Consider the following 26,585-nt stretch of genomic DNA (forward strand, 5'->3'; position numbering starts at 1 on the left):
TCCCCTCAACCTCCTTAATCGGTGAGTTGCGGGGATATATGTGAAGAAATTTCAACTCTCCTTTACGAAATATGTCGCAAGCAAGATGTTACAGTTGAGAAAGTGTCACTCACTTCAGATCTGCTGCGATTAAACAACTGATATTGTTTGAGGTGTGTGAGGAGCAAGTTTTGGTGAAAAAGCGCTTGGGGTCGAAACACGGCAAGACTCCCAGGCGCTTTTTCGTATGGAAGTAAAACTCTCAGTTACTCCTTTCCTGGGTGAAGAATTAAACCACGAAGACGCGGTAGCGTTCCCTCAGCATTGCGGATGCGCAAGAGCGATTCAAGGGTAGCGAATTAGAACAGGAAGAAAGAAGTAGGAAGAAGTAGAAAGAAGTAGGAAGAAGTAGATAATCTTCTACCGGGAAGCGAGTCAGAAAGCCCAACCCTAGTCGCTTGTGTATTACGTGTAGTATAAAAAGCTGGTTGAACTAGGATACCAACTCGCGTGCAAATTACCTCTATTTCCGACCATCCCATTCATGAAATACCCTATCTTACTGCTGCATCGGGTAATAGTGGTGTAGTCGAGCGAATTTTGCCCGTTTTATTAGCGGAAGTTGACTTTTTACCCCCTGGGTTAGATGCTATTGATGTCCGACTTTTCACCCTTAATTACAGCGGATTGCAGCCGTATGAGGTACACCTGTGTTTGTCAAGCGCGCACCCTTAAGGGGGCGCGCTTGACAAACTCGCGCGATTTCGCTTTCCCTAGACGAGCTTGCAATCCGCTATAAAAATCTCCGCGTCGCCGCGTCCCCGTATCCCCGCGTCAGTCCTAACTATAGGTAATCAAACAAACATGATATCAATGGTGTGTGTTTTGGGCAAGAAGTTGGATTTCTTGATGAGCAGACTCTAGTTCCATCTGAATGTTGTCTAGTTTAGATTCTGTTGCTTGAAGTGTTTCAGAAAGTTTGGCTAATTCGGAATTAGTTAAATCGACTTTTGCAGCTAGCCGTTTGCATGCAGTTTGATCGAGGAATGTCAATACAATGCCTAGCAATTGTTTTTTAGAGTTAAAAACAGGTGCGATCGCAATATCGAAATACCTGATGCTTTGTGAAGCGTTCCACTCGATATTCTTCAAAGTCACCAGACGATGATTGCGGTATAACTTTGTCATTGAAGTGTAGGAGCATAGTAGCTTTCCAGGTTCAAGTTCTTCAAAGGGACGGTTCCAATCGTCAAGGGTTAATCCAAATAACCGATTTGCCTGCTCGTTTGCACCAAGCAAGTAACCGTTGAGATTTACTGCTAACTGGGCAACTGGGCTAGTTTCAAATGCGGTTTGCCAGAAGTAGCTTTGGGTTGTTGCGGGAGCGATTTCCTGGTTTTTACTAGATTTGGGGTTGATGGATAGATGATCCTCGAGTTCTAGCTTGAGCGACTTGGCATAAACTCGGTGCTGGAAATTGATCGGTGTAAAAATTTGCCTGCGATTAATCAATGTTTCTGACTTACCCAGGAAGAGGAAGCCTGTGTTTTTGAGTGCAAAGTGAAAGCGCACCAGGATCGATGCTTGAGTTTCTGGGTTGAAATACATCAGCACATTGCGGCACGCTAGTAAATCAATTTTAGACATGGGAGCATCCTGGGTCAGGTCATGATGACCGAAGATGATTGTGCTATGAAGTTTTGGGTGAAAGACATAGCCTTGTTCGGTTTGTTCAAAGTATTTTTCCAATAGATTGGGAGGGATGCTTGCGATTTCTAGATCGCTGTAAGTGCCTCTTCGTGCCTGTTGCAGCGCGGCTTCATCTGCATCAGTTGCAAAGCACTGAACTCGTTTTAGGCAGGATTCGATGCCTAGTGCTTCTGCTAGTAAGATCAGAAGGCTATAGATTTCTTGTCCGGCGGCACACCCGGCACTCCAGACTCGAATCAGTTCATCGGGTTGCTTGCTGGCAAGGATTTTGGGAAGGATCTCGGCGGCTAGATAACCCCAAGCTTCGCGATCGCGGAAAAAACTGGTGACGTTGATTAGAACTTCGTTTAACAGGTCAAGATACTCTTGAGGATGATATTGCAAATACTGTAAGTAGCTCTGATAGTTATCTATTTTGATATTCTGCATCCGCTGGCGAAAACGGCGCATCAAAGTAGAGCGTTTATAGCCTGTCAAGTCGCAACCTCGACTGCGATTGAGGTAGTCTAATAGTGCTTCAAATTCTGGGTTGGCTTCAGGCTGATTCATCACAAGTTTTATTATTTAACTGTTGTATTCAAGCCTTTGCTGAGCATTGATTACTGACAGGATTTACGCAGCAACAGCATATATGGTGTTGCTGGTGCGTTACGCAACGCTTACGCACCCTACATCTACATCTAGAGTCTCTGCGTAAGTCCCGACTGAGTTTCAATCTTGTCAAGCAGCGGTAGCCTAACCATAAAGGTAGCTCCTTGCCCAACTCCAGCACTTTGGGCACCAATCGTACCGTTGTGGAGTTCAACCAGGTGACGAGCGATCGCTAACCCTAGTCCCAATCCCTTGGTTGAACCTGATTGTTCAGCTTGACGGAAGCGATCGAAGACATGGGGCAGAAACTCAGCAGAGATACCAATGCCTGTGTCCATGACACGAATTTCAGCGTCAGAATTATCAGAGGGCTTTTCACCTTTAATTATTGACAATTCAACCGTGACGCTGCCTCCTTCTGGGGTAAATTTAATTGCATTGGTCAGGAGATTGCAGAGGACTTGTTGAATGCGATCGCGATCGCCCATTACAACAATAGAATCAGTTTTAAGAGGACGCGGAGAGTCGGAGACACGGGGACGCGGGGACACTCCATGATAGGAGCTAGGGGATTCCAACAAAGAAGAATTTTCTTCTTCTTTGCGACTCAAGTCGGGGACACCAGACGATTCGCTCCTCTCGGCAGACACAGGTTCCTCTCCGCCTCGCCGCGTCTCCCCTTCACCGCGTCCTCTTCCTGTGGTTTGACGCCAGTTTAGGTTTATTCCTTTTGCTTGGGCGGTTTGAGTTACGGTTGCGATCGCCATTTCGATCGCCGATTCCAGTTCCACAGGCGCAAGACTCAAGCGCAGTTTACCTGCGGTAATGCGGGAAATATCCAGCAAGTCCTGGATCAGTTTGGCTTGCAACATGGCATTGCGCTCAATCGTCTCCAGGGATTTGATCAACATCGATTGATTCGACGGATTGGCACGCAGTAACCGCGTCCAACCGAGAATAGCGACCAAGGGTGTATTCAGTTCGTGGGAAACGGTTGACAGCAACTCGTCCTTCTGGCGATTGATCGTTCTTTCCTGATGCAGTGCTTCAGAGCGCAGTTGTGCCATCTGGAGATGACCATTGACGCGGGACACCAGTTCTTGAGCCGAAAAGGGTTTGATTAGGTAGTCGTCTGCCCCCGCCTTCAACCCTTCAATCACAGACTCTTCTCCGGCACGGGCAGAAAGCAGGATAATGGGAACCTCTCTGGTGCGTGGGTCGGCGCGCAATGCTTTTAGCAACTCAAAGCCGTCTAGTCCTGGCATCATCACATCAGTAAGTACGAGATCTGGCACGCGCTCAGTAGCCGCAGCTAGCGCCGCTGCACCATCTGCAACCGCTTCCACTTGAAAGCGATCGCTCAATATCCGCCTCAAGTAATCTCGGATGTCGGCGTTGTCATCGACTAGGAGAATGCGAGCTGGGGGAGCTGGGTGAGCTGGTGAGCTGGTGAGCTGGTGAGCTGGGGGAGTAGTTTGAGATTCTGAGCTTAATGAACGAGTCTCTGAAACAGATGAACAAGTCTCTGAGCTAGATGAACAAGTCTCTGAGCTTAACGGACGAATATTTGAGCCAGATAAACGAGTATCTAAGCCAGATAAACGAGTATCTAAGCCAGATAAACGAGTATCTAAGCCAGATAAACGAGTATCTACACTCTCCCCTGCTCCCCTGCTCCCCTGCTCCCCTGCTCCCCTGCTCCCCTGCTCCCCTGCTCCCCTGCTCCCCTGCTCCCCTGCTCCCCTGCTCCCCTGCTCCCCTGCCTCTTGGGGTATCCAGCGCTGTGCCTCTTCAACATAAGGGGCGGCGCTGAGTGCGGTTGATGCTAGGGTAGGTGTTGCTATGATACGATCGCCTACGACGAGTCGTAGGCGATCGTTCGGTAGGTGTTCTGTCCCGAAAGGAAGGGCGATCGCAAAACAACTCCCCTCTCCTACGGTGCTACTCACATCAATGGTTCCACCATGCAGTCGAATCAGTTCGTGTACCAGGGCTAGACCAATACCCGACCCTTCATGGGTTCGTGCCTGTACTCCTCGTACTTGATAGAATCGCTCAAACAGATGGGGCAGGTGTTCGGGTGCAATCCCCGTACCCGTATCTTGAATTTGGAGGATAACGCGATCGCCAAGCGTGGCGTTAGCCATATCGCCATCGGCAATATACAGCCTGACGGTAATTTCGCCCTCAAACGTGAACTTAAAGGCGTTGGAGAGCAAGTTAAGAACAATCTTTTCCCACATCTCGCGATCGACATACACCGCTTGAGGTAACGGCGGACAATCGACAATCAGCCGCAGCCCTGCCTGTTCGATCGTAGAACGGAATACACTCGCTAGCTCTGTCGTAAATTGCGCTAAATCAGTCGGTTCATAAATGGCTTCAATTCGTCCGGCTTCGATGCGCGAGAAGTCCAGAAGCGTATTGACTAATTTCAGCAGGCGTAGACTATTACGATGAGCCAGTTTTAGGCGTTCTCGATGAGCGATGGGAAGAGTGCGATCGCTCAAGGCATCTTGCAGGGGTGCAAGTAACAGCGTCAAAGGTGTGCGAAACTCGTGCGAAACGTTGCTGAAGAAAGTGGTTTTGGCGCGATCGAGTTCTGCCAGTGTTTCGGCGCGTTGGCGTTCTTCTTCGCGGGCGGATTGTTCTTGAATCCGTTGAATTTCTGATTCGCGCAATTCTGTTTCGGCACGAGCGCGGATGATGGTTGCCCAGATGCGTTCGGCAGTTTCGCGCACCAGTTCAACTTCCGCCGCTGACCACTGGCGCGGTACAGATTCAGTGACGCAGAGCGAGCCTACCAACGTGCCTGCTTTGATCAGCGGTGAGGTGATATGCGCGGCAATTTTGACAGCTACCATCATCTCACGGTCGGCTTCGGGAATGATGTCCGAGGTTTGGGCATCCGCGACGATGAGAGGTTCGCCTCTGCGAAGGAACGGCAGAGTCCAGTCGTAATCCGCTAACCGATAAACGCCAACGAGCGAGGGCGAGTCACCGCGCAAATAATTTTGATTGACGCGCGTGTAACCCTCTGCTTCATTGTTTTCGACATAGTAGGCGCGGTCAACGTTCAAATGCTCGCCCAGCAGACGGCACGCTTGGGCCTGAATTTGAACGGGGTCAGAGAGCGATCGCAGTGCATCCGATAACTTCACCCGGAAGGCATCGAGTTCGGCAGCGCGGCGCAATTGTGCTTCTGTGCGCTTGCGATCAGTGATGTCATTAAACACAACGGCAATTTGGCGACTGCCCTCACCCCCGACCCGCGAAAAGTAAACGTCCAACCAACGGTTTAAGCCTTCGGCATACTCTTCAATGCGGGTGGCAACGCCAGTCTGAGCCACTCTGTCGCTCGTTTCAATCCAGAAAGATTCAATGCCAGGAAGGAGTTCGACTACCGTTTTGCCTGCCACATTTTCCAATCCGCTCAATTGCTCGAATGCGGGATTGACTTCCAGATACCGCACATCAACGGGTCTTTCATTCTCGTCATACATCACTTCGCACAGCGCGTAGCCTTCATCGATCGAATTGAACAGCAGTCGATATTTTTCTTCTGATTCGCGCAGCCCTACTTCGGCGCGGGCGCGTTCAAGCCGCGTCCAGATGCGGTTGGCGAGTTCGCGGGTCAGTTCAATTTCGTCGTCGCGCCAGTCATGGGGTTCGCTACGATAGATGACGAGCAGGAATTGCCACTCGCCATTGCGGATAAGCGGTATGCTGAGGAAAGAGCCGATATTCAGAGTCGCAAACTGCTCGCCATCGGTCAGGGGGTCGTCGAACACGTCGCGGATGACGATATCAACTCCTGCGAGACAAAGTTTCATAACTTCGGGTGTTAAAAACTCTTGCATGCGATACGTGCCACGCAGGCTCGGCACGTCGCTGCGATGCCAGTTGTAGTCGATGACTGCAATTCCAGCCGACCCATAAAGTTCGGCAAAGGCGCATGCCGACAGGTCGAAATGTCTGCCGATTTTTTCGCCCAGCGCATTCATCGTCTCGTCGATGTTTGTCAGACGCGCAAGGTCTTGGCTGACTTCGGCTAAAAAGGCGAGATTTGCATCGTGCCGTTTGCGATCGCTTACGTCCTGATAAATAGCAGCAACTCGCGTCTCGTTTGGCTCACCCACTTTGAAAACGTAGAAGCTATACCAAATATCAAGCGGTGCGGTGTAAAACTCGTGGCGTTCACCGATGCCCGTTTTCGCCACTCTGCCAAAGGTTTCAAACCAACGCGATTCAAAGTTGGGGTCAATCTCCAGGACTCGTCGTCCGACGAGTTCGGTTCCCATCATTTTCACCGCCGCCGGATTTGCTTCTAGATAGAGGAGGTTGATTGGTTGGTCGTTCTCGTCAAAGATCGCGTCAACGAGAATATAACCCTCATCCATCGACTCAAACAGCGATCGATATTTCTCTTCTGATTCACGCAATGCGGCTTCCGTTTGCTTGCGATCGCTGATATCACTGGCTGCTCCGAACCATTCAATAATCTCACCCTGCTGATTCAGCAACGGAATAGCACGGGAGAACGTCCAGCCGATCGTGCCGTCTTCTCGAAAAACGCGGTGTTCTAATTCAAAATTGCTTTTGGTTTGGATGGCTGACTCAATGGCAGCCCACACCTGCGGCTGTTCATCTTCGGGAATATATTCATCAAGCCAGGTGCTATTCGGAGTGGTGGTGCTGGCGATAAACTGCTTGCCTTCCAGGTTGTGCATCACGCTCCAATCTGCGCTCATTTTATACACACTCTCCGAGCTGGCGTTGACGAATGTGCGGAAATGTGATTCGTTCTCGCGCAAGGCAACTTGGGCTTGCCGCTGCTCAATCAAATCGGCAGCCTGTCGTGCCAGCACATCGAGCAGATTTAGCTCCCGTTCGGAGGGCTGATGCGGTTCACGCCAGTGATTAGAAATCATGCCGACTACCCGACCCGTGCGGGAGATCAATGGGGTGGACTGCACTGCTCTGATTCCTGAACGGCGAAAAGCCTCGAGATCCTCACTGCCAGGGATAAACTCGTGGGTTTCGATATCGGCAACGATCGCCCGCTCACCCCGATTCAAAGCGATGCCGCAGGTCGTCTCCGACTCAACCTGCACCACCTGCCAAAATGCTGCCGATGCCCGGTCAAAGCCTTTCCAGGTCAGGAGATGGAGTTCGTTTCTGTTAGGATGCAGCATTTGCATACTCCCCATCTCTGAGCGCATGATGGCGATCGCCGCATCCAAAATCTGCTCATACAGGGCATCAATATTTTCCTCCTGAACCAACTGGCTGCTGATGAACTGCAACTGTTTAGCATCCGCCAGTTCTAACGCCAGTCTCGCCTCACTCTGGCGCAGGGCAGCTTCTGCTTGGGCGCGTTCGGCTTCCTCGCGCTTCGCCTCGGTGATGTCCTGGACAATCCCGTAAAACATGCCGTCGTCTTGATTGTTTCCTGGAACGAATTCGGCATAGGACGCAATCCAGTGAACGCTGCGATCGCGCCAAATGACACGGCATTCTATTTGCAGTTTAGAGCGGTTTTGGATGACTTGGGCAAAGGCTGCTTGAGCGCGATCGCGGTCTTCCGGGTGAATATGGACTCCGGCTTCTTCAAAGGTATGTACTTCGTGGGGTTCGTGTCCATGCATTTGCTTGGCGCGATCGTCTGCCCAAAACTCATCGGTGCTAACGCGATAGGTCCAGGTTCCCAAATTTGCGCCAGTTAAGGATAATTCAAGCCGTTTTTGCGTTTCGCTTAATTGTGCTTCTGTTTGCTGATGCTCTGCAATTTTTGCTTCTAGAGCCGCGTTGACAGCTAGCAGTTCTCCGGTTTGTCTCTGGTTTAACAGTAAGGCAGCAGCGGTAAAGTCTGCCAAACTGGTCATGACACGCACATCTTCTGCATCAAACTGCCGCTGCTCGTCGTGCGACATAATCCAGATTGCACCGATCGCGCGATCGTCCGCAATTAAAGGCAACAGTAATACTTCAACGATCGGAACGTTCGGATCTTGAAGATAGGTAAAATATCGTTCGGGATAGGAGAAAAGCTGCGCTGTGCCGCGCTCAACGCTGCCGGACTGTAGACCATCAACGCAAATTCCACAGGGGCTAAAGTTGCGAGGAATCAAGCCATCGTGTGTGAATCTTCCAGAACGTTCACTCCAGCGAAAAACTTCTTCTCGATCAACGGTTTCAAGCAAGCTAACCCCTGCGGTTCCTGCCCGACAAAGCTCCAGGGCAATATCAACCAAGATTTGCAGCAAACTTTGCGACTCTCGCGCCATCTGTCGTGCCAGACTTCGCATTGCCTGAGCTTCTGCCTGCCAGTTGGGAGGACGAGGCGATCGCTTAGATAGCTCCTCTGTAATCAAAATGTCCTTCAGGGTGACGCTTTGTTGTTGCATAGCACTTATGGCTGCGGCAATTCAACGCTAGGGTTGATGAACTTGGTTTAACGCGATTAACTGTTGCCAGTGACCGATCTTGCGGGAAGCATTGAGAATTTCTACACCAATGACATTGCCTTCTCGATCGTAGTCAAGAATGACTCCAGGCTGTTCTTCGTCGCTTTCTTCAATCGGGGCATCTGACCAACGAATCCGCAAAATATCTTGTTCTGTATCGTATTTGGCTTGCATTGTAATTTACCGCAAATATTTGTTAATTTTGCTATTTTTGTAGACTGTCACGACTCTAATGGGATTAACTCGATCGTTAACGTAAGCTCTAAGTAAGTAGGTTTTACCGTTAGTGGCTTCAAATCGTCCTTGATACACCTTTAAGTTATCCTCCTCTACAACTTGTTCGGGCTGATTAAGTACAAGCTCTAGAATTTGCAAAGGGATATCTCTTTCTACAAGTTCTTCTTGGGCATGGATAGAGAGTTGAAAATCCATCGTTTTCTGCCAGCTAGTCTTCTTCTCGCCAGCCACCTCGTCGTTCGGCGAGTTCTTTTTCTAGTTCTTCTTCTGTGAGAAGTTTCATCCCGTCCGCGATCGCCTGTTGACGAATTTCCCATAGCTTCTTAGCCAGAGGAGTTTGCGGCACAAACTCTGATTCAAGTTTTAAGGTTTGTGCCAGTTGCAGCACTCGATCTTGTGCTTCAGGAGAAAGTTGCCGCCAATATTCGAGTAGTTGTTCTTCTTTGCTCACGATCGATCTCCTTTATTGCTAGTTCGATCCTAGTTTTTCCGCTACAAAACCCCGACTTCGCAGAAGTTGTCGGGGATCTCAGACTCACACTCGACCCGCCAGCCGAGCTACCATTTCAACTAACTCCCTTGGCTGAGCTAGCTTGTGGAGATGGGATTCAAATCCAGCTGCGAGTGCCTTTTCTCGATCTTCTACCACATAGGCTGTCAGAGCAGCCGCCGGAATGTGCCAGCCTTTTTGGGCTTCGAGTTGGCGGATCTTGCGAATCAGACTATACCCATTGTCATCAGGCATCCGAATGTCGCTAACCAGGACATCGGGACGAAATCGCTCTAGTGCATCCATTGCCGCTGCTGCGGTGGCGACGGCAGTGACGCGAATCCCGTGAGACGAAAGAACAGCGGCGATAAATTCACGCGCATCCGCCTCATCATCTACAATTAGAACTTGCAACCCGTCTAGGGACTGGGGCAGAGCAGGCATCGGCATCGTTGCTGCTGTTGGGATCGGTTCGGGATTCTGTGGTTCGACTGGTTGAGTCAGCGTCTGCTGTTCCCGGCTGACATCGTACACCCCAATTCGCAGAGATTCAATCAAACCAGAGTTATTGCGAGCGATCGCCACAGTCAATTCGGCTGCAAATGGCTCACTGTTTCGGGGAGATAGGTTGATTTGCCAAACTTGGATGTCACTGGTTGGAGAAAGGCGATTCAGATTGGTACGAAAGGTTGAGCGATCGCCCTGTGCGACGTACACAGCGAGGGGTTTCCCTGCCAGATAGGGGTGTGGCACGTTCAGCAATTGAGCGATCGTTTGATTTGCTTCTAGAATTAAGCCATTGGCATCGGTAACCAAGTAGCCGATCGGCGCAGAGTTGAACAAGTCGTAATACTGTTGATAGAGTGTACTGATGCGCTGATGCTGCTGGAGAAGCTCCTCCTCAACAAAATCGGCTACTGCCAAACTCGTCTGCATCTCCTCATAAATTAGTTGCAGACCTTCAAGCGCAGCAGTAATTTCCTCCCAATTACCCGCAACTTGTTCCGCTTTCAGTGCTGCAATTTGCCGCTGGATCCCTTGAAAATGCTGTCTAAATAGCTCGTCATTCATAAATCGCTTCCACCCTTGAGAGCGGCACAGAGAAACTTCAGCAGATAAAGAGCCTTACCTACAGTTTAATAAACCCCAGGGCAAAAGCAACCAAAGAATTTTACAGCGGCAGGACTTACGCCAAGAAACCCGGTTTCTCAGAAAAATCGTTGTCAACGCAGAAACCGGGTTTCTGGCAACTTTCCTCGTCTTGGTATAGCCTGAAGGCTGAGTTTGTCAAGCGCGGACTTAAGGATGCCCCCTTGACAAACTCAGGTGTACCTTTTATGGCTGCAATCCGCTATCAGGGGGGATCAACTCCTGGAACGACGCCAGCGTTCAAAGATAATAATTCCAATTTCAGCCCCTGAAATAGAACCGATTAACATGCCGATATTCAAGTAAAATATAATCAAACCCAGTCCCTCGATAAAGTCTGGATTGGGATGCACGATATTGAATAAAATATATCCAATTCCCGAGCCAATATAGACCCCGATTATTGCCCCAACAATTGTCCAAATTATTACTAAAATCTTCCGCATCCTCAACGCAGTGAATCCTCCGATTGTTATTCCGGCAATCAATCCGTATAAAATAGGGACTAAGACCAAAGAGACTGTGCTTGGTAGTAAATCTAGTAAATTCATTGACTGCTAACTGTTGCGAAAATCAATCATTGCTTGCCGATAAACATCCGGCATTCCCGTATCAAAACACTTTCCTTTAACAACATAGCCTGTCATTCCCTCCTTTTGTCGCAATTTTTCCAAACAGGTTGTTAGCTGAAATTCACCTTTGAAGCGGATATTATTTTTGATGTCTTCTGACAGACAATCAAAAATTGTTGGCGTCAGTACATATAAACCAAAAATACATAAGAATTCATCCTCTGCCATTCCTTCTACCCGCAAATGCTGGCGGGCATATTCAACGGTTGGTTTTTCAGCAACTTGAGTCAATGAAATAATCGAGTTTAATTCTTGCCAAACTCCGGTAACGCAACCAGCTTTTTGGATAATTTCTGCTGGCATCGTTGTTAATCCTACAACACTTTGGTCTATTTCTTCGTAAATATTTATAACTTGTCCGGCACAAGAAATATCCGTATCGGATGAGTAAACGTGGTCACCTAACGATAGTAAAAATGGCTCATTGTTGACCCATTCTTTGGCACAAAATACAGCATGACCGTAACCTAACTGAACTTCTTGAGTTAGAATTGTGACTCGGCTGCCTAAGTCTTGGAGATATTGGCTGTATTCTTGGTTTTGGGGCGATAATTTGTTGAAGAATTCGGGGGAAGGTGGAGATTTAAAGAATTCCTCAAAAAGTGCCCGATCGCATGTTTGTACCACTATCCCAATTTCTTCTATTCCCCCACCGATCAATTCTTCCACAATTGACAGAATTACCGGCTTCGCACGCCCCTCCCGATCGATAATTGGAAACAGTTCTTTTTTGACAGCTTTTGTAGCTGGAAATAAGCGAGTTCCAAAACCAGCCGCCGGAATTACACCTTTGCGAACCTTCTTTTTTGCCGGATACTTTTGTATTTCTCTTGTGGGGTGTTCTCTTGTGGGGTGGGCATCTGGCCCGCCAACATTGATAGTTAAAGGATAATTTTGTATTTCTCTTGTGGGGTGTTCTCTTGTGGGGTGGGCATCTGGCCCGCCAACATTGATAGTTAAAGGATAATTTTGTATTTCGCTTATGGGGTGGGCATCTTGTTCTCTTGTGGGGTGGGCATCTGGCCCGCCAACATTGATAGTTAAAGGATACTTTTCTATTTCTCTTGTGGGGTGTTCTCTTGTGGGGTGGGCATCTTGCCCGCCCGCCACAACAGGTAAATTCTCAGAATTGAGACTACTTTTGATTGCCAGCTTCAAACATTGCATCTGAGGAAAATCGCGCTCAATTATTTCTATAATTTTTTGCTGAATAGACTCATCTTTTACAATAAATTGCGCCGTGCCATCGCCTTGGGACCCGACACCTTTCCCGCCTAAAATATAAGGTTGAATTGGTTGATAATTCAGGAGTTGATGCAAAACGGGAGAAGTTAATTGGGAGGGAGAAGCGGGGATTAAATATTGGTCGAATTCGGCTTGAGCTTTTTTCATCAGTGCGCCAATTTGTTCCCCATCGCCTTTTTGCAGGGCGTTAGCGGCTGCTTGGGTAATTTGATCGCTGATAGAACCTAAATATTTTTGGACATTCTGTTGGACTTCGCTGGTGGCAAAGGGATAGCATTGATTCAAATTGCTGAGGATTTCTTGGGTGTTTTTGCCCGCGCCGAGATCGACGATAACAAAGAATAAATCTTTGGGTACATTTAGTTTAATGACATCGATGCGATCGCCATCAAAAATCATCAAAATTGGGCGACTGCCATAAGCACAAGCTTGATCCATTCTGCCGCAGCGGGAAAAAGTGGTAATTTCGCCTAAATAGGCAAACTCCATTTCGCCGCGAACGGTCATTTTTAAGTCATAAACGCGATTAAAAGCGCGAGCAATTAAAACGCAAATAGCAGCACTCGAAGATAAACCTTTGCCAATTGGTAAATCGGTTAAGTAATTATCAATTTCAAGTCCGCCAACGCGATAGTGGGTGAGAAACTGATAAGCAACGCCAGCAGCATAACTGAAGAAACCACCTTTTTCGGCTTCGGCAAGCAAAACCTGCCTTGACATCGGTAAGGATATGGTTTGATGAGTTCTATCACTTAAGGAAGCGCGCAGAATCAGATGGGTTGGATGGGGTTTTACTTCGGCATAAAGTCCTTGATTCGTGCCAACTAATAGCGCGTAGCCTTTTGCTAAATTGGGATTAATGCGGCGATAGCCACCCGCCCAATCGCTATGTTCTCCAAATAAACAAAGGCGTCCCGGAACAAAAATTTTCATGAGATTCATTAGTTATTAGTTTTTGGTTGAGCTTGGGTGTAGGAAGTAGGTTATTTTTCCCCACCCCCCACATTTTGGCATTAAGTACCAGCAGCCAAAAGTAATTGCACCACATCCGGATAACCGTTTAATTGGGCAATTGTCACAGCCGTATCGCCGTTCAAGTTGGCGATGTTGACATCTGCACCAGCATCGAGCAAAAGTTTTACAGCTGGGGCATTACCGCGAGTAGCTGCACAGATTAAAGCAGTTGAACCAAAAGAGTCTGGAAAATTCACATTAGCACCGTTCGCTAATAATACCTGCATGATATTTGTGTAACCGCGATCGCTGGCTTTAATTAAAGCAGTTTGCCCATCATCCGCCGCCACATTGGGATCGCACCCCGCATTCAACAGCGCCATAACAGTATCCACAAATCCCTCAGATGCTGCCACAGTTAAAGCCGTTTCACCCATGTTTTTAGCATTGCAGTCAGCTCCTTTTTGCCGCAACGCTGCCACAATGGTACTGCGGTCTTGCAAAGCTGCGAGTAGCAAAGGGGTATCGCCCAGATTATTCCTCGCTGCGATATCAGCCCCCCGGTTGAGCAAGAGATTTACCACGCGATCGTGACCTTCGGCAATAGCAAGGTGTAAAGCTGTTTCCCCATCGTTATCTTTGGCGTTAATATCAGCATTTTTGTCCAGTAAAGCCGTCACAATCGGCACGTAACCTTCGGCCGCCGCTGCCATTAAAGCTGTCCACCCATCTTGGTTTTTAATATTGACATCAGCACCTGCTTCTAGAAGACTTCGCACTAAATCTACATGACCAAGGTCCGATGCTAGGGTTAAAGCAGTTTCGCCTTCCCCATCTTGGGCATTGACATTTGCACCCCAAGCGAGGAACATTTGAGCGATCGCTAAATCCCCAGATTCCCCTGCCTGCATCAGAGCAGTTCTGCCATCACCCGTTCTAGTATCTACGTTTGCCCCATGCTCTAACAACAGCCGCACCGCAACGACGTTACCAACTGCCACAGAGAGGGTGAGTGCCGTTTCACCGCCGCTGAGTTTGTTCGCGTCTGCACCGCCAGAGAGTAACGCTGCCAAAACGTCGATATGACCCTGTTCTGCTGCCAAGTGCAAGGCTGTATTATCGTCCTTATTCCTGCTATTCACCTCTGCACCAGCGGAAAGCAAAAGTTGCACCACATCGACATAACCCCGCAGCGATGCTGCCATCAGCGCCGTGTTGCCATCCTCATTTGTAGCATTGACATCCGCACCCCAATTCAGCAAAATTTGCCCGATTTCAACGCAATTTGCCGCTGCCGCTATCATCAAAGCCGTAGTGCCAAACCGTTTTTTGGGTTGATTAACATTTGCCCCAGCATCTAGTAACAAGCGCGCGATCGCGGTATACCCATTTTGGGCAGCAAACATCAAAGCCGTCGTGCCATCTCGCCCCGTTGCATTGACATCAGCACCCTGGGCAAGTAGCACTTGTACCTGATGCATGTCACCACTTTGAGCCGCCCTTCTCAATAAGACATCCTTATCTTTCGTGGAGGTCATGCCTGCTCCTCGTTCCATCCTCAGCATTGACAACTTAGCGCCAAATCAGCACTTTGAGAAGTTCACCGAGATGCTTTGTGATGGTTTTGTCATCGTCTCATAGATGTAGAAACGTGTTTTTATGCTAACTTTTATTAAAGTTCCTCACCTGACGACCCCAGTCCTATGAACTTGGAAATCCCCGCCTCGATTAAAACTTGGAGTCAATTCGGTCACCCGCTGTTGATGTGGGTGCTGCTAGGCTTATCGATTTATGCCCTATACTTAGGGATTCAAGTCCGACGCACCAGAACTGCCGAAGGGGACGCCCGCAAACAGCTGATCCAAGGCAAGTTCAACCTCAAGCATTACCAGATTGGATCGCTCCTGTTTGCTTTAATGGTTCTCGGCACCATAGGCGCTATGGGGGTTACCTACATCAACAACGGTAAGCTGTTTGTTGGACCTCACCTGCTGGTTGGATTAAGCATGACCGGACTGATTTCGATTTCTGCCGCGCTTTCTCCCTACATGCAAAAAGGACAAGATTGGGCGCGTTACACCCACATTGTCCTGAATATCAGCCTGTTGGGATTGTTTGGTTGGCAGGCAGTCTCCGGATTGGAAATCCTGCAAAGAATTATTAGCAAAATGTAATGCGGTAATGGGTAATGGCTAATGGCTAATTGCTAATTGCTAGTAGATATACTTAACACGGACACTTTCCTAACAGTTCGGTGGCGCGCGATCAGACTGGCAGAGCTATTAAGCTACCCATTAGCAATTAGCCATTAGCAATTAGCCATTACCTATTACCCTTTTTGCGCGGCATTGGTAAACCCAAGCTGGAATGAAAGTCTTGCTGTACCTTGTGAGTCAAGCGGTGGGAGACTTGTCGGACGATTTGGCGGAGTAAGCTAGTGCCGGTACTTTGAATCAAAGACATCGGCAAGCGATAAATAAACCGGGGAAACTGAATAGCCACCACCAGATCCAACTGCCACTCTACCCGCGTCACATCCCCCGGACAACCTACCGATGCATCAATCGTCGCTTCTGTCAACTGCATCGCGGCATTAAAATCAACATCATACCCCGGAGCGACGTAATCCGGGACGGGTATAGTCAGGATGCGATAAACCCCTCGATCGGGGGGCAGCAACTCCAAGCCAATTTTCGGTTCTACCTCATATCCGAAAGAACCGAAGGGTCCGATAGTTAAAGCGTAGCCATTGTTACCGAGTGGTTGCGCCATCATTGGGTGGGCGCAGCGTCTAAACCATTCCGGGTGAGCGTTGAGATATTCGGCAACCGTCCCAACATCAGCATACATTTCCATGCAATCTTCAAACTGCCCGTGAAAGCGTACCGGCTGCATCCCATCTGTTTCTGCTATTAAATTATCAGGATTGGCAAAAGGCGGCATCCCATCCACAAGCCTGTTAGTAACTTCAATTGTTGGATAATCGCTGTAGTTTGATTGCATAGACGCATACCTGCGCGAGTTGTCCTCATGTTATTTTAAATATTCCCTTCCCAGTTTCAATTGTTACAACCTGACTGCAAATCTTAACCATAACAACAAAACTTCCTCCTTTTAGTTCATGAAATATTTAAACTAAATTAAAGAAAACGTTAAAATTCCTAGTTTAACCAGGGTAACCGATCCCATGAAAGCATTTGTAGCAGGGGCAACAGGCGAGACGGGTCGCCGCATCGTACAAGAGTTAGTCAAGCGTCAGATTCCCGTGCGTGCTTTAGTGCGGGATGCGGACAAAGCTAGAGAAATTTTACCTGCGGAGGCCGAGTTAGTGCTAGGCGATGTCCTCAAACCAGATACCCTGAGTATTGCCATAGGCGATAGCACCGTACTGCTGTGCGCCACGGGTGCGAAACCGAGTTTTGACCCAACCGGGCCGTACCAAGTAGACTACGAAGGGACTAAAAATCTGGTAAATGCAGCCAAAGCGAAGGGAATTGAGCATTTTGTCTTGGTTACCTCCTTGTGTACCTCCCTGCTATTTCACCCGCTGAATTTGTTCTGGCTAATTTTGGTGTGGAAGAAACAAGCTGAGGAGTATCTCGCCAAAAGTGGTTTGACTTACACGATAGTGCGACCGGGCGGGCTGAAAAATGAGGATAATACCAACCCAGTTGTGATGTCTGCCGCTGACACCCTGTTTGACGGCAGTATACCCCGCACCAAAGTCGCGCAAGTCTGCGTCGAAGCATTGTTTCAGGCGGAGGCTAAAAATAAAATAGTAGAAATTGTCGCCAAGCCAGAAGCTGCGGAAAAAAGCTGGCAGGACTTGTTTGCTAATGTAGCTTGATTGCTTGTAGGTCAGTGTTTTTCCTTGAGTCGATGCAGGAGTTCTCAATTTGGTAGATACATCGCCGCCCTCTCAGGTATCAGGGGAAGAGAAATCCCCCGATTCAAGTCGTCGTAAAAAGCTCCTAGTGGCTACTATCGCCGCGTTGGGACTCACCGTTGCCATCCAGAATTGGCAAGAGGTGGAAGGATTGATAATGCGTTATATGCCAGATTGGCTCGCTCCTCCTGCCCGCATTACTGGCTTGCGCGGTACAATGCCTTTGGCGATGCAGGGCGGCGATCCTTACATTCGCGCCTTGATGCGGACGATTTCGGCAAGCGAGTCCAACTATGCTCGTCCTTACCACGTGCTTTACGGTGGTAGGTATGTCCGCCATCTCAACCGCCATCCAAATCGATGCATCACCATCCCCGTTGGGCCTAATAAAGGTAATTGTTCCACAGCGGCGGGGCGGTATCAGTTTCTGAATAAAACCTGGAGTAAAATGTCGCGCCGGTATCATCCTAGACCGACGGGGATATTGTTGTGGAGATCTTATAGCTTTGAGCCAGAATATCAGGATCGGGTGGTTCATGATTGGTTAAGCGATCGCAACTACTGGAATGCCGATATTCCCCAAATGTTACGTCAGGGAAAAGTACGTTCAGTATTGCGAATGCTTTCCGGTACTTGGACAAGTCTAGGATACGGCATCGAAACCAATTCTATGAGCAAACACTTGCCAGAAATATACGAACGAATGCTTAAAGAAGAACTGGGTCAATCTCCATCTGGTCTTATCCAGAAACCAGGTATCTCCAACGAAAATAGGACGAGAAGAAAATAGTAGCCGCGTCACAAACCCAGTTTCTTTGTTTTTTGCCTAAATGCCAGATAAAAACAGGACTTACGCCAAGAAACTAAGGGCGATCCGAGAAATCTTTGGTTTGGCAACCATAGATCAACGAAGAAACCGGGTTTCTTTTCTCGTCGTCCGTAAGTCCTGAAAAAAAACCCCAGCTATCTCTAGCCGGGGTTAATAATTGTCAGGGTGCATCTACTAAATACTTCTTCCACTGATTGCTATAACCATCCGGATACTTTGGCGAAATTTCCCTACCCAGTTTTTTGGGCGATTTGGGTAAATCCGGCAAATAAAAAACCCCAGCTATCTCTAGCTGGGGTGATGAATATTAGGGTGCATCTACTGAATAAGTCTTTCTCGACGATGCGTACGGTTTCCGGATGTTTTGCGCCAAATTTCTGAGTGAGAAACAAAAAACCCCAACTATCTCTAGCCGGGGGTGAAAAAATCAGGGTGCATCTACTGAATACTTCTTTCTCTACGATGCGATTGCTTTCCGGACATTTTGCCAAAAATTCCCTGAAATCCTTCTCCCTCTGGATAATTCAAGGCAAAAACCGATCCAAAGCCGCCTTTAACTGTTCGATCTCTGCTTCCATATTGCCTTCTTTGGCAGCGCGGGCGATGCACTCGGTTAAATGTTCGTCCAGAATCATACGCGCTACCCGATCTAACGCGCCCCGCACAGCGGCTATCTGTACTAGCACGTCGGGACAGGGTTTGCTCTCCTGTACCATTGTCTTGACTCCCCGGATGTGTCCTTCGATACGAGATAAGCGATTGACAATGCGGCGCAGGGATTCTTCGCTGTGGACGTGAGAATGGCTTTCTTGTCCCTCTGAGTGGGAGTGACTGTGATGGATATGGTCTGTGTCTTCTTCTAGGATAAATTTATCGCTCTGGGAAGCCGGTAAAATTTCTTTTTTAGATTGAACCATTTTTTAATTACAGCATACCTTTTATAGATTATACCCTATGGGTTGGGTTCAAGCATTTGATTCAGGGCTTACGCACAGAAACCGGGTTTCTATGAAACATCGTTTATGGGAACGAGCGATCGCAACAAGAAACCCGGTTTCTAGGAACGCCCTTGCCTAAAAACTTCCCTCCCCCAGAATAGTGGCAAATGAATTGCTAAAGCGATCGCTCGGCGTTCGTTCCCTCGCCACAACCATTGAATGTTAACCCTAACTATGCCACAAGCCCTTTTAATTATTAATTTTGGCAGGCAATTGTACTCAGCTTAGATTTATTTTAATCGATCATTGCTCTTTTGTAGCTTTTATGTAGTATAAATCGATTAACTCATTGAGTAAGCTCTGGCTTAGAGTTAACAAATCTTTAGAAAAAAGCATTCAGCAAACACATAAATTTCAGCTCTATTCCTGAGTTATTCCCATAGGGGATTGAAGGTGCATCGTCGTGACAAATAACAAATAAATAACGTCAAAGGAGTTAGCGATGTTAGTAGCAATAGACACCAGGGTGCAAGCATACCAAAGCTTAGCAACCGGAGTTTGCAGTGGTGCAAAAGTGATTATTATTGAGCAGGATGGGGATGCGATCGCTCAAATAACCGCCGCGTTAAGGGAATATCCCAGTGACAGCCTCCACATTGTTTGTCACGGCGAACCGGGAACTTTGTATCTGGGAAAAACCCCGATCGATTGGTCAAATTTAGAACAATATCGCCACCAGCTACAAAAGTGGCAAGTAACCGATATTCTTTTATACGCCTGCAGCGTTGCAGCCGACCTCACCCCCAACCCCCTCTCCTGCAATGAGAGGGGGCTACTAGCGACAATCGACACCTCTACACCCCCCTCCCCTCGCAGGGGAGGGGGGCAGGGGGGGAGAGGTTTCCTGCACCGCCTCCACCAACTCACAGGTGCGAACATCGCCGCAAGAGCAAACCGAGTCGGGAACGCCTTTCAAGGCGGAACCTGGCATCTAGAACACCGACTGGGAAATATTGCCAGTCCCCTTGCATTTTTACCATAAGTATGCAATGCGTACCCAGGCGTTCTTCTCGCCTCCTTCGGTAAGGCGACCAACTTTACAGTAGGAGGAACTGTTCCCCGTTCCATCGTTTTGAAGGACTTCAACCAAGATGGTTTCCTCGACTTAGCAACGGGAAACAACGAGGGCAACGTCTCCATCCTACTGGGGACGGGAGATGGCAAATTTGGCACAGCTACCAAATTTCCGGCATTTGATGGTGTCCAATCCATTGCGGCGGCAGACTTCAACGGCGATGGAAAAATCGACTTAGCTACCGCTGGATCTCCCTCAGTGTTATTAGGTAATGGAAATGGTACTTTTAATACTGCAACCAAACTTCCAGGGGTTGGTTCTTCTAGTTTTGTTGCCACCGGGGATTTTAACGGGGATGGCTTTCCTGACATAGCATTAACAGCAGGCAATACTATCTCGGTGCTATTAAACAAAGGAAATGCCACTTTTGACACTCCCACTAACTTTGTAGTCGGGGGCGGGGTAGGAACCCTCGCTGTAGGGGATTTAAACGGGGATGGGAAACTCGACTTAGCCACGGTATCTGGCAACATCTCCGTTTTACTCAACAATGGAGATGGCAGTTTTGGCAGTCCCGCCAACTTTTCAGTAGGGGGCGATCCCTTTTCTGTTGCCATTGGGGATTTCAACGGTGACGGCAAAGCTGACCTAGCAACATTACAGCGTTCCAATTTTTTACCAGGCGACTTCGTTTCTGTCCTCTTGGGTACGGGAGGTGGCAGTTTTGGCAGTCCCACCAGCTTTCCGGTAGGAATTCTAGCCAGATCCATAGCTGTGGAGGACTTTGACCGGGATGGGGTTCTCGACCTAGTGGTACTAAACCTGTTTCCCGGCAACGTCTCCGTCTTGTTGGGTACGGGGACGGGCAGTTTTGGCTTTGCTACTCAATTTTCTGTTGGAAACCCTGCCTTTTTTGTCGCGTCTTTTGATGTCAACAATGACGGAAAACCAGACATTGCGACGGCGAATTTGACCGGCAATGTTTCGGTGTTGTTGAATACCACCCCTAGCAATTACACCGTCACAATTGCTAGGGGTGCGAATGCCAGCGAGTTGAATTCCAGCGATGGGACATTTTTAATTACCCTAGATAATCCCGTGGTAAAGGTTTAACCGTCAATTACAACCTTGCGACAGGGGGAAATTCCGCTACACCCACAACGGATTACCAACTTGTTGGTGGTGCAAATATCAGTGCGGTTACTTCCACCAGCTTTACTATTGCTGCGGGAGTTACTAACGCTATCTTGAAAGTTGCTCCCGTCAACGATGCAGTTGTTGACCCGAATGAAACAGTGGGAATTACTTTAGCAGCGGGTACGGGTTACACCGTTGGGGCGGCAAATAATGCCAGTTTGACGATTACCGATAACGACCCGATGATTAATATTTCTGCTGGCACTAACCCCAGGGAATTTGGGTCAACAAACGGCACGTTTAATATTACGATCAACGCGCCTACTAATGCTCCAGTTCCGGTTAATTTCAATACCACTGGCAGTACGGCGAATATCCCCGCAGATTATACGTTTGACCTGGTTGCCAGCACCAATATTACTGCAATTGGAAATAACACATTCACCATTGCAGCAGGAGTCACTAGCGCCACCTTAGCTGTAAAACCAGTGGATGATGGGGTAATTGAATTAAGTGAGGAAAAGGTACGAGTTAACCTTGTACCCGGAACTGGTTACAGTCTGGGCGCTAGTGACGGTGCTTGGGCTGAATTTACCCCTGCCAGTAACTTTTCTGCTGGGTCTAATCCTCTTTCTGTTGCCGTTGGGGATTTGAACAATGACGGACAATTCGACTTAGTGACAGCAAATGCTTCTGGTGTTGCGGTGTTGTTGGGCAATGGAGATGGCAGCTTTGGCAAAGAGAAGATATTTCCTGTTAAGGACGGTGCGTTTACTGTCGCTGTGGAAGACTTCAACGGCGACGGAAACCTGGACTTATTAACGCAAAACTCTCAAGGGATCTCGCTGCTGTTGGGTAACGGAGATGGCAGTTTTGGCGAGGCGACCAATGTTTCAGTACGTAGTATTGCCCGTTTTCTGGTGGTGGGGGATTTCAATAATGATGGAAAGTCTGACTTTGTAGCGCCGGATTTCCAAAATAACTTGGTGCAATTGGGCAGGGGAGATGGTAGTTTTGTCCTGGCTCCCTTGAAAGAGTTGATTGCTCTCCATCCTGACGCTGCGATCGCTTCAGGTGACTTTAACGAGGATGGCTTTCTTGACTTAGTAACGGTAGAACGTAGTTCAGCCCGACTGCTATTAGGTAACGGAGATGGCAGTTTTGTCAATGGTGGCGAATTTGTTGCTGGGTCTTATTCCAAATCCGTCGCGGTGGGTGACTTCAACGGCGACGGACATCTGGACTTAGCGACAGTCACGAGTTTTGGTGGTGGTGGATTTCCTGGCTTCGGCACCGTTTTCGTCGTATTAGGTACGGGGAAGGGTAGTTTTGGCAAGGCGACCGAGTTTACGATCGAGAATCCTGCCAACTTGATTACCGTCGGGGACTTTAACGGGGATGGATTCCTCGACTTAGCGGCATCGAATGGGGGGTTCTTTTCCTCGTCTGGCAAAGTCTCCGTCCTATTGGGCGAGGGAGATGGCAGTTTTAACCCGTCCACTAACTTTTCCGTTGGGAATCGTCCTTCTTCGATGGCTGTGGGGGACTTTAACCGAGATGGGAAAGAAGACTTAGCAACGGCGAACAGAGACTCGAATAACGTTTCCGTCTTGGTGAATAACAATCAAACCACTGCCAGTCTGAAAATTGAAGATAACCTGCCAACGGCGGTCAATATAGCTGCTGGTGCTAATCCTAGCGAGTCGGGTCCAGCTAACGGCACTTTTACGATTACTTTGACTCAACCTGCACCAATTGGGGGTTTAACGGTAAATTACAGCGTTGCTACTGGGGAAAAAGCCGCCACCCCTACCACCGATTACCAAATTGTCGCGGGTTCTAATATTAGTGCGGTTACCAATACTAGCTTTACGATTTCTGCCGGAGCCACTACCGCTACTTTAAATGTCGCACCTGTTGATGACAATGCGATCGATCCAAATGAAACGGTTGGAATAACTTTAGAAGCAGGTACGGGGTATCGTTTGGCATCTGGTAACGCTGTGCCTCAGTTTACCGCCGCCCCCAGTTTTCCCCTCGACACTCCTGCCAAACAAACCGCTGTCGCGGACTTCAACAATGATGGGTTCCTCGACATAGCAGGAAGAGGAAGTAACTCTAGCTGGATACTGTTGGGGCAGGGAGATGGCAGTTTTGTCAAGGGTCAAGGATTTGAGCCTAATTCCTCAGCCTTCACTGTGGGGGATTTCAACGAAGATGGGTTCGCCGACATAGGGACGGTAAATTCCACCTTTCCCGACAAAGGTTTCTCACTGCTATTGGGTAACGGAGATGGTAGTTTTGACCAGCCTACCTACTTTTCACAGCCAACTTCTGCCGGTGCCATTACCAAGGGGGATTTTAACGGTGACGGACACCTGGACATAGCAACAGGAGGGCCATCAGCGCCTTACCTTTACGTCCAGCTGGGTACGGGGACGGGCAACTTTAGCCCGCCGATTAAATCTGACTTCGGGTCTAGTTTCTTTTCCGGCGTCGCGGCGGACTTAAACAAAGATGGAAAATTCGACTTAGTGACGCAGAAGTTTAATTCCAATAATATCTCCATCCTATTGAGCAACGGAGATGGCACTTTTGAAAAAGGTAGCAACTTTTCAGTCGGATCTTCCTCTGAGGTTGGTTTATCCGTTGGTGCAGGAGATTTCAACAATGATGGATTCCTCGACTTAGCAACGGCGAATTTTACCTCCGACACCGTCTCCGTCCTATTAAACAAGGGAGATGCTACTTTTAATCCTGCTACCGACTATAAAGCCGAGTTTAATCCCGTTTCCATAGTCGTGGAAGACTTCAACGGCGATGGGAAATTAGACATAGGGACAGCGACAGATGCCCCCGATCCTGGTGGGAATGTATCAATACTATTAGGCCGGGGAGATGGCACTTTTGACAAAGCGACTAGCTTTAAAGCGTGGTCTGTTGCCTCTTATATGGCTTCAGGAGACTTTAACCAGGATGGGCAACCCGATGTAGTGACAATTCCGGCACTTTTTCCTGGCAACATCTCCGCCTTCTTGAATCAGAGTCAACCAACTGCAACTCTAACCATCGCAGATAACGACCCAGTTGGCGTCCAATTCTCTCAACCCACCTATCAAGTTAACGAAAACGGTACGGTTGTTGGTGCAGCGATTACTATCAACCGCACAGGAGATACTGCAAGTTCTGGTAGCGTGCAAGTTCAGTTAACTAACGGTACTGCAACGGGTGGAACTCAACCGTTTGCAACTGGAACAGATTTCGACAATACGATTCAAACGATTAACTTTGCCAGCGGCGAAACGAGTAAAATTGTCACGATTCCCATCAATGACGATAATTTGCTTGAAGAAGATGAAACCCTCACCCTGACTTTAGTTAATCCCAGTGGGAATCTCACAATTGGTGGTCAGAATACTGCAACTCTAACAATTCTCGCCAACGACACCAATATTCTGCCCACTGTCGGCAATCTGAATATATCAGGCGATGAAGATACCAATCTTATTTTCAAAGCCGCTGATTTTACCAGCAAATTCAGCGATACCAACGGGGATAATCTCACCAAAATCCAAGTTACTTCTCTCCCCAACAACGGGTTACTGAAACTGATCGACGCCAATGTCACTGTCAATCAAGAAATTCCCGTTGCTGAATTAAGCAATCTCCGCTTTACTCCAAATCCTAACTGGAATGGCAATACCAGTTTTAATTGGAATGGATTTGATGGCACAACTTATGCCTTATCACCTGCGACGGTTAACCTTACCGTTAACTCAGTCAATGACGCGCCTTTTGTCAATGCTTCCATCCCAATTAACCAAACTGCTGCTATCAATAGTCTGTATAACTTTACCTTCGCTGCGGATACTTTCAGCGATATCGATAGCGGCGATTCTCTCACTTATACCGCCACAAACGGGAATAGCAATTCTTTGCCCAATTGGTTAAGTTTTAACCCAATTACTCGCACTTTTGTCGGCATTCCAACCAATAGCGATGTTGGTAAGATGACTGTGCTGATAAAAGCTACCGATTCGGCAAATGAGAGTACCTTTGCTTCGTTCAATTTAAACGTCACTAACCCCGTCCCGGATTGCTTCTGCAAAACCATTATCCGTCCCGATTCTGATAATATCCCCGGTGTCGATACTACTCCCAATCCCGTTGATGCAACGCAAGATGGTAGCGATTTGGACGATATCCTTATTGGTACGGATGCGGGCGATGCGTTGAATGGATTTGGCGGTAACGATTGGATCTTTGGCAAACCAGGTAAGGATAACCTGATTGGCGGTGCTGATGATGACATAGTTTTTGGAGGTAGCGATCGCGATTACATTCTCGGCGATTCCGGCAACGACCTCCTCAGCGGTAACAAAGGCGACGACTATATCCACGGTAATACGGGCAACGATATCATCTGGGCTGGTCAAGGCAACGATTTCGCCCGTGGCGGTAAAGATGATGACATACTCTTTGGCGACAAGGGCGACGATATCTTAAGCGGCGACCAAGGCAACGATATCGTCTATGGCCTCACTGGTAAAGATTTACAGTTCGGAGGCAGCGGCGATGATGCTCTATCTGGCAACATCGGCGACGATACTTTGTTCGGTGATGAAGGTAATGATACGGTGCGCGGCGGTCAAAACGATGACATTGTTTTTGGGGATGAGCGAGATGATTGGTTAGCGGGCGATCGCGGCAACGATAGTCTCTGCGGTGGTGATGGAAATGATACCGCTTACGGAGGCAGTGAAGATGACGAAATCTGCGGCGGGATTGGCAATGACTTGCTATTTGGCAATCAAGGCAAGGATACTCTCAATGGCGAACTAGGGGATGATACGCTCTATGGCGGTAAAGATAATGACACCATTATCGGCGGAGTGGGAAATGATTGGTTGCATGGTGGGAAAGGAGAGGATGTATTTACAATCACAGCTGGTTGGGGAGTGGATGCGATCGCTGATTTTAGCGATGGTGAGGATTTGCTAGGGTTAGCTGGAGGTCTAATTTTCTCAGAATTAGCCATTAGCCAAAACAACAACGACACCACGATTAGCGTGAAAAGTAGCGGGGAAGTTTTGGCGATTTTAACTGGAATTGGATCTAATCAAATCGGACAGGAGGATTTTGTTTAGGATTGCAGATTTGAGGTTTAAGATTGCAGATTTTAGATTTAAATCTGCAATCTGAAGTCTGCAATTATAAAACCTGAAATAAAAGGAACGTCTAACAGCGATCGCGCTCTTTCATCCAA

Annotated in this window: 19 protein-coding genes; 7 read left to right on the forward strand and 12 right to left on the reverse strand. The window is 48.2% G+C overall.

Annotated features, from left to right (window positions below; all coding sequences use genetic code 11):
- The first annotated feature begins 489 nt into the window (after positions 1-489).
- Positions 490-714 carry a hypothetical protein gene (locus ACE1CM_RS11765; RefSeq protein WP_374877658.1) on the forward strand — a complete coding sequence of 75 codons (225 nt, stop codon included), beginning with the start codon at positions 490-492 and terminating at the stop codon, positions 712-714.
- Positions 715-849: 135 nt separating this feature from the next.
- Here ACE1CM_RS11765 and ACE1CM_RS11770 read toward each other — a convergent pair whose 3' ends face one another.
- The 9 genes from ACE1CM_RS11770 to ACE1CM_RS11810 form a co-directional block, all read right to left on the reverse strand.
- Positions 850-2,238 carry a CheR family methyltransferase gene (locus tag ACE1CM_RS11770; protein WP_374877659.1) on the reverse strand — a complete coding sequence of 463 codons (1,389 nt, stop codon included), beginning with the start codon at positions 2,236-2,238 and terminating at the stop codon, positions 850-852.
- Positions 2,239-2,369: 131 nt separating this feature from the next.
- Positions 2,370-8,687 (reverse strand): ATP-binding protein, encoded by a 6,318-nt coding sequence (locus ACE1CM_RS11775; RefSeq protein ID WP_374877660.1) that lies wholly within the window; start codon positions 8,685-8,687, stop codon positions 2,370-2,372.
- A gap of 27 nt (positions 8,688-8,714) precedes the next feature.
- Complete coding sequence (locus ACE1CM_RS11780; RefSeq protein WP_374877661.1) at positions 8,715-8,921, reverse strand: DUF2283 domain-containing protein; 207 nt, start codon at positions 8,919-8,921, stop codon at positions 8,715-8,717.
- A 6-nt stretch (positions 8,922-8,927) separates the two neighbouring features.
- Entirely contained in the window at positions 8,928-9,179 is a 252-nt protein-coding gene (locus ACE1CM_RS11785; protein WP_374877662.1) for a DUF4258 domain-containing protein, read from the reverse strand.
- 13 nt (positions 9,180-9,192) lie between these two features.
- Entirely contained in the window at positions 9,193-9,435 is a 243-nt protein-coding gene (locus tag ACE1CM_RS11790) for a hypothetical protein (RefSeq protein ID WP_374877663.1), read from the reverse strand.
- Between the two features lie 84 nt (positions 9,436-9,519).
- Complete coding sequence (locus ACE1CM_RS11795; protein WP_374877664.1) at positions 9,520-10,545, reverse strand: response regulator; 1,026 nt, start codon at positions 10,543-10,545, stop codon at positions 9,520-9,522.
- Between the two features lie 293 nt (positions 10,546-10,838).
- Positions 10,839-11,174 carry a hypothetical protein gene (locus ACE1CM_RS11800; protein WP_374877665.1) on the reverse strand — a complete coding sequence of 112 codons (336 nt, stop codon included), beginning with the start codon at positions 11,172-11,174 and terminating at the stop codon, positions 10,839-10,841.
- Positions 11,175-11,180: 6 nt separating this feature from the next.
- Positions 11,181-13,442, reverse strand: a complete 2,262-nt coding sequence (locus ACE1CM_RS11805; protein ID WP_374877666.1) for a sugar phosphate nucleotidyltransferase — start codon at positions 13,440-13,442, stop codon at positions 11,181-11,183.
- A 71-nt stretch (positions 13,443-13,513) separates the two neighbouring features.
- Positions 13,514-14,992 (reverse strand): ankyrin repeat domain-containing protein, encoded by a 1,479-nt coding sequence (locus ACE1CM_RS11810; protein WP_374877667.1) that lies wholly within the window; start codon positions 14,990-14,992, stop codon positions 13,514-13,516.
- Between the two features lie 165 nt (positions 14,993-15,157).
- On the opposite strand from ACE1CM_RS11810, the gene ACE1CM_RS11815 reads away from it, so the two are divergent.
- Positions 15,158-15,628: a DUF4079 domain-containing protein gene (locus tag ACE1CM_RS11815; RefSeq protein WP_374877668.1), complete on the forward strand. Its 471-nt coding sequence runs from the start codon at positions 15,158-15,160 to the stop codon at positions 15,626-15,628.
- A gap of 148 nt (positions 15,629-15,776) precedes the next feature.
- Here ACE1CM_RS11815 and ACE1CM_RS11820 read toward each other — a convergent pair whose 3' ends face one another.
- Positions 15,777-16,457, reverse strand: coding sequence for a DUF1997 domain-containing protein (locus ACE1CM_RS11820; protein ID WP_374877669.1), 681 nt, complete (start codon positions 16,455-16,457; stop codon positions 15,777-15,779).
- A 184-nt stretch (positions 16,458-16,641) separates the two neighbouring features.
- Between ACE1CM_RS11820 and ACE1CM_RS11825 the strand changes: the two genes are divergently transcribed.
- On the forward strand, positions 16,642-17,301 hold the full coding sequence (locus ACE1CM_RS11825) for an NAD(P)H-binding protein (protein WP_374877670.1): 660 nt from the start codon (positions 16,642-16,644) through the stop codon (positions 17,299-17,301).
- A gap of 49 nt (positions 17,302-17,350) precedes the next feature.
- Positions 17,351-18,130: a hypothetical protein gene (locus ACE1CM_RS11830; protein ID WP_374877671.1), complete on the forward strand. Its 780-nt coding sequence runs from the start codon at positions 17,351-17,353 to the stop codon at positions 18,128-18,130.
- 269 nt (positions 18,131-18,399) lie between these two features.
- On the opposite strand, the gene ACE1CM_RS11835 is transcribed toward ACE1CM_RS11830, so the two are convergent.
- Both ACE1CM_RS11835 and ACE1CM_RS11840 read right to left on the reverse strand, forming a co-directional pair.
- On the reverse strand, positions 18,400-18,660 hold the full coding sequence (locus tag ACE1CM_RS11835; protein WP_374877672.1) for a hypothetical protein: 261 nt from the start codon (positions 18,658-18,660) through the stop codon (positions 18,400-18,402).
- 33 nt (positions 18,661-18,693) lie between these two features.
- Positions 18,694-19,086 carry a metal-sensing transcriptional repressor gene (locus ACE1CM_RS11840; RefSeq protein WP_374877673.1) on the reverse strand — a complete coding sequence of 131 codons (393 nt, stop codon included), beginning with the start codon at positions 19,084-19,086 and terminating at the stop codon, positions 18,694-18,696.
- Between the two features lie 523 nt (positions 19,087-19,609).
- On the opposite strand from ACE1CM_RS11840, the gene ACE1CM_RS11845 reads away from it, so the two are divergent.
- The 3 genes from ACE1CM_RS11845 (at position 19,610) to ACE1CM_RS11855 (ending at position 26,466) form a co-directional block, all read left to right on the forward strand.
- On the forward strand, positions 19,610-20,149 hold the full coding sequence (locus tag ACE1CM_RS11845) for a DUF4347 domain-containing protein (protein ID WP_374877674.1): 540 nt from the start codon (positions 19,610-19,612) through the stop codon (positions 20,147-20,149).
- Between the two features lie 90 nt (positions 20,150-20,239).
- Positions 20,240-21,295, forward strand: coding sequence for an FG-GAP repeat domain-containing protein (locus ACE1CM_RS11850; RefSeq protein ID WP_374877675.1), 1,056 nt, complete (start codon positions 20,240-20,242; stop codon positions 21,293-21,295).
- Between the two features lie 134 nt (positions 21,296-21,429).
- Complete coding sequence (locus tag ACE1CM_RS11855; protein WP_374877676.1) at positions 21,430-26,466, forward strand: FG-GAP-like repeat-containing protein; 5,037 nt, start codon at positions 21,430-21,432, stop codon at positions 26,464-26,466.
- Positions 26,467-26,585 lie beyond the last annotated feature (119 nt).

The sequence above is a fragment of the Microseira sp. BLCC-F43 genome (assembly GCF_041929235.1).
In the GTDB taxonomy this organism is placed as follows: domain Bacteria; phylum Cyanobacteriota; class Cyanobacteriia; order Cyanobacteriales; family Aerosakkonemataceae; genus Microseira.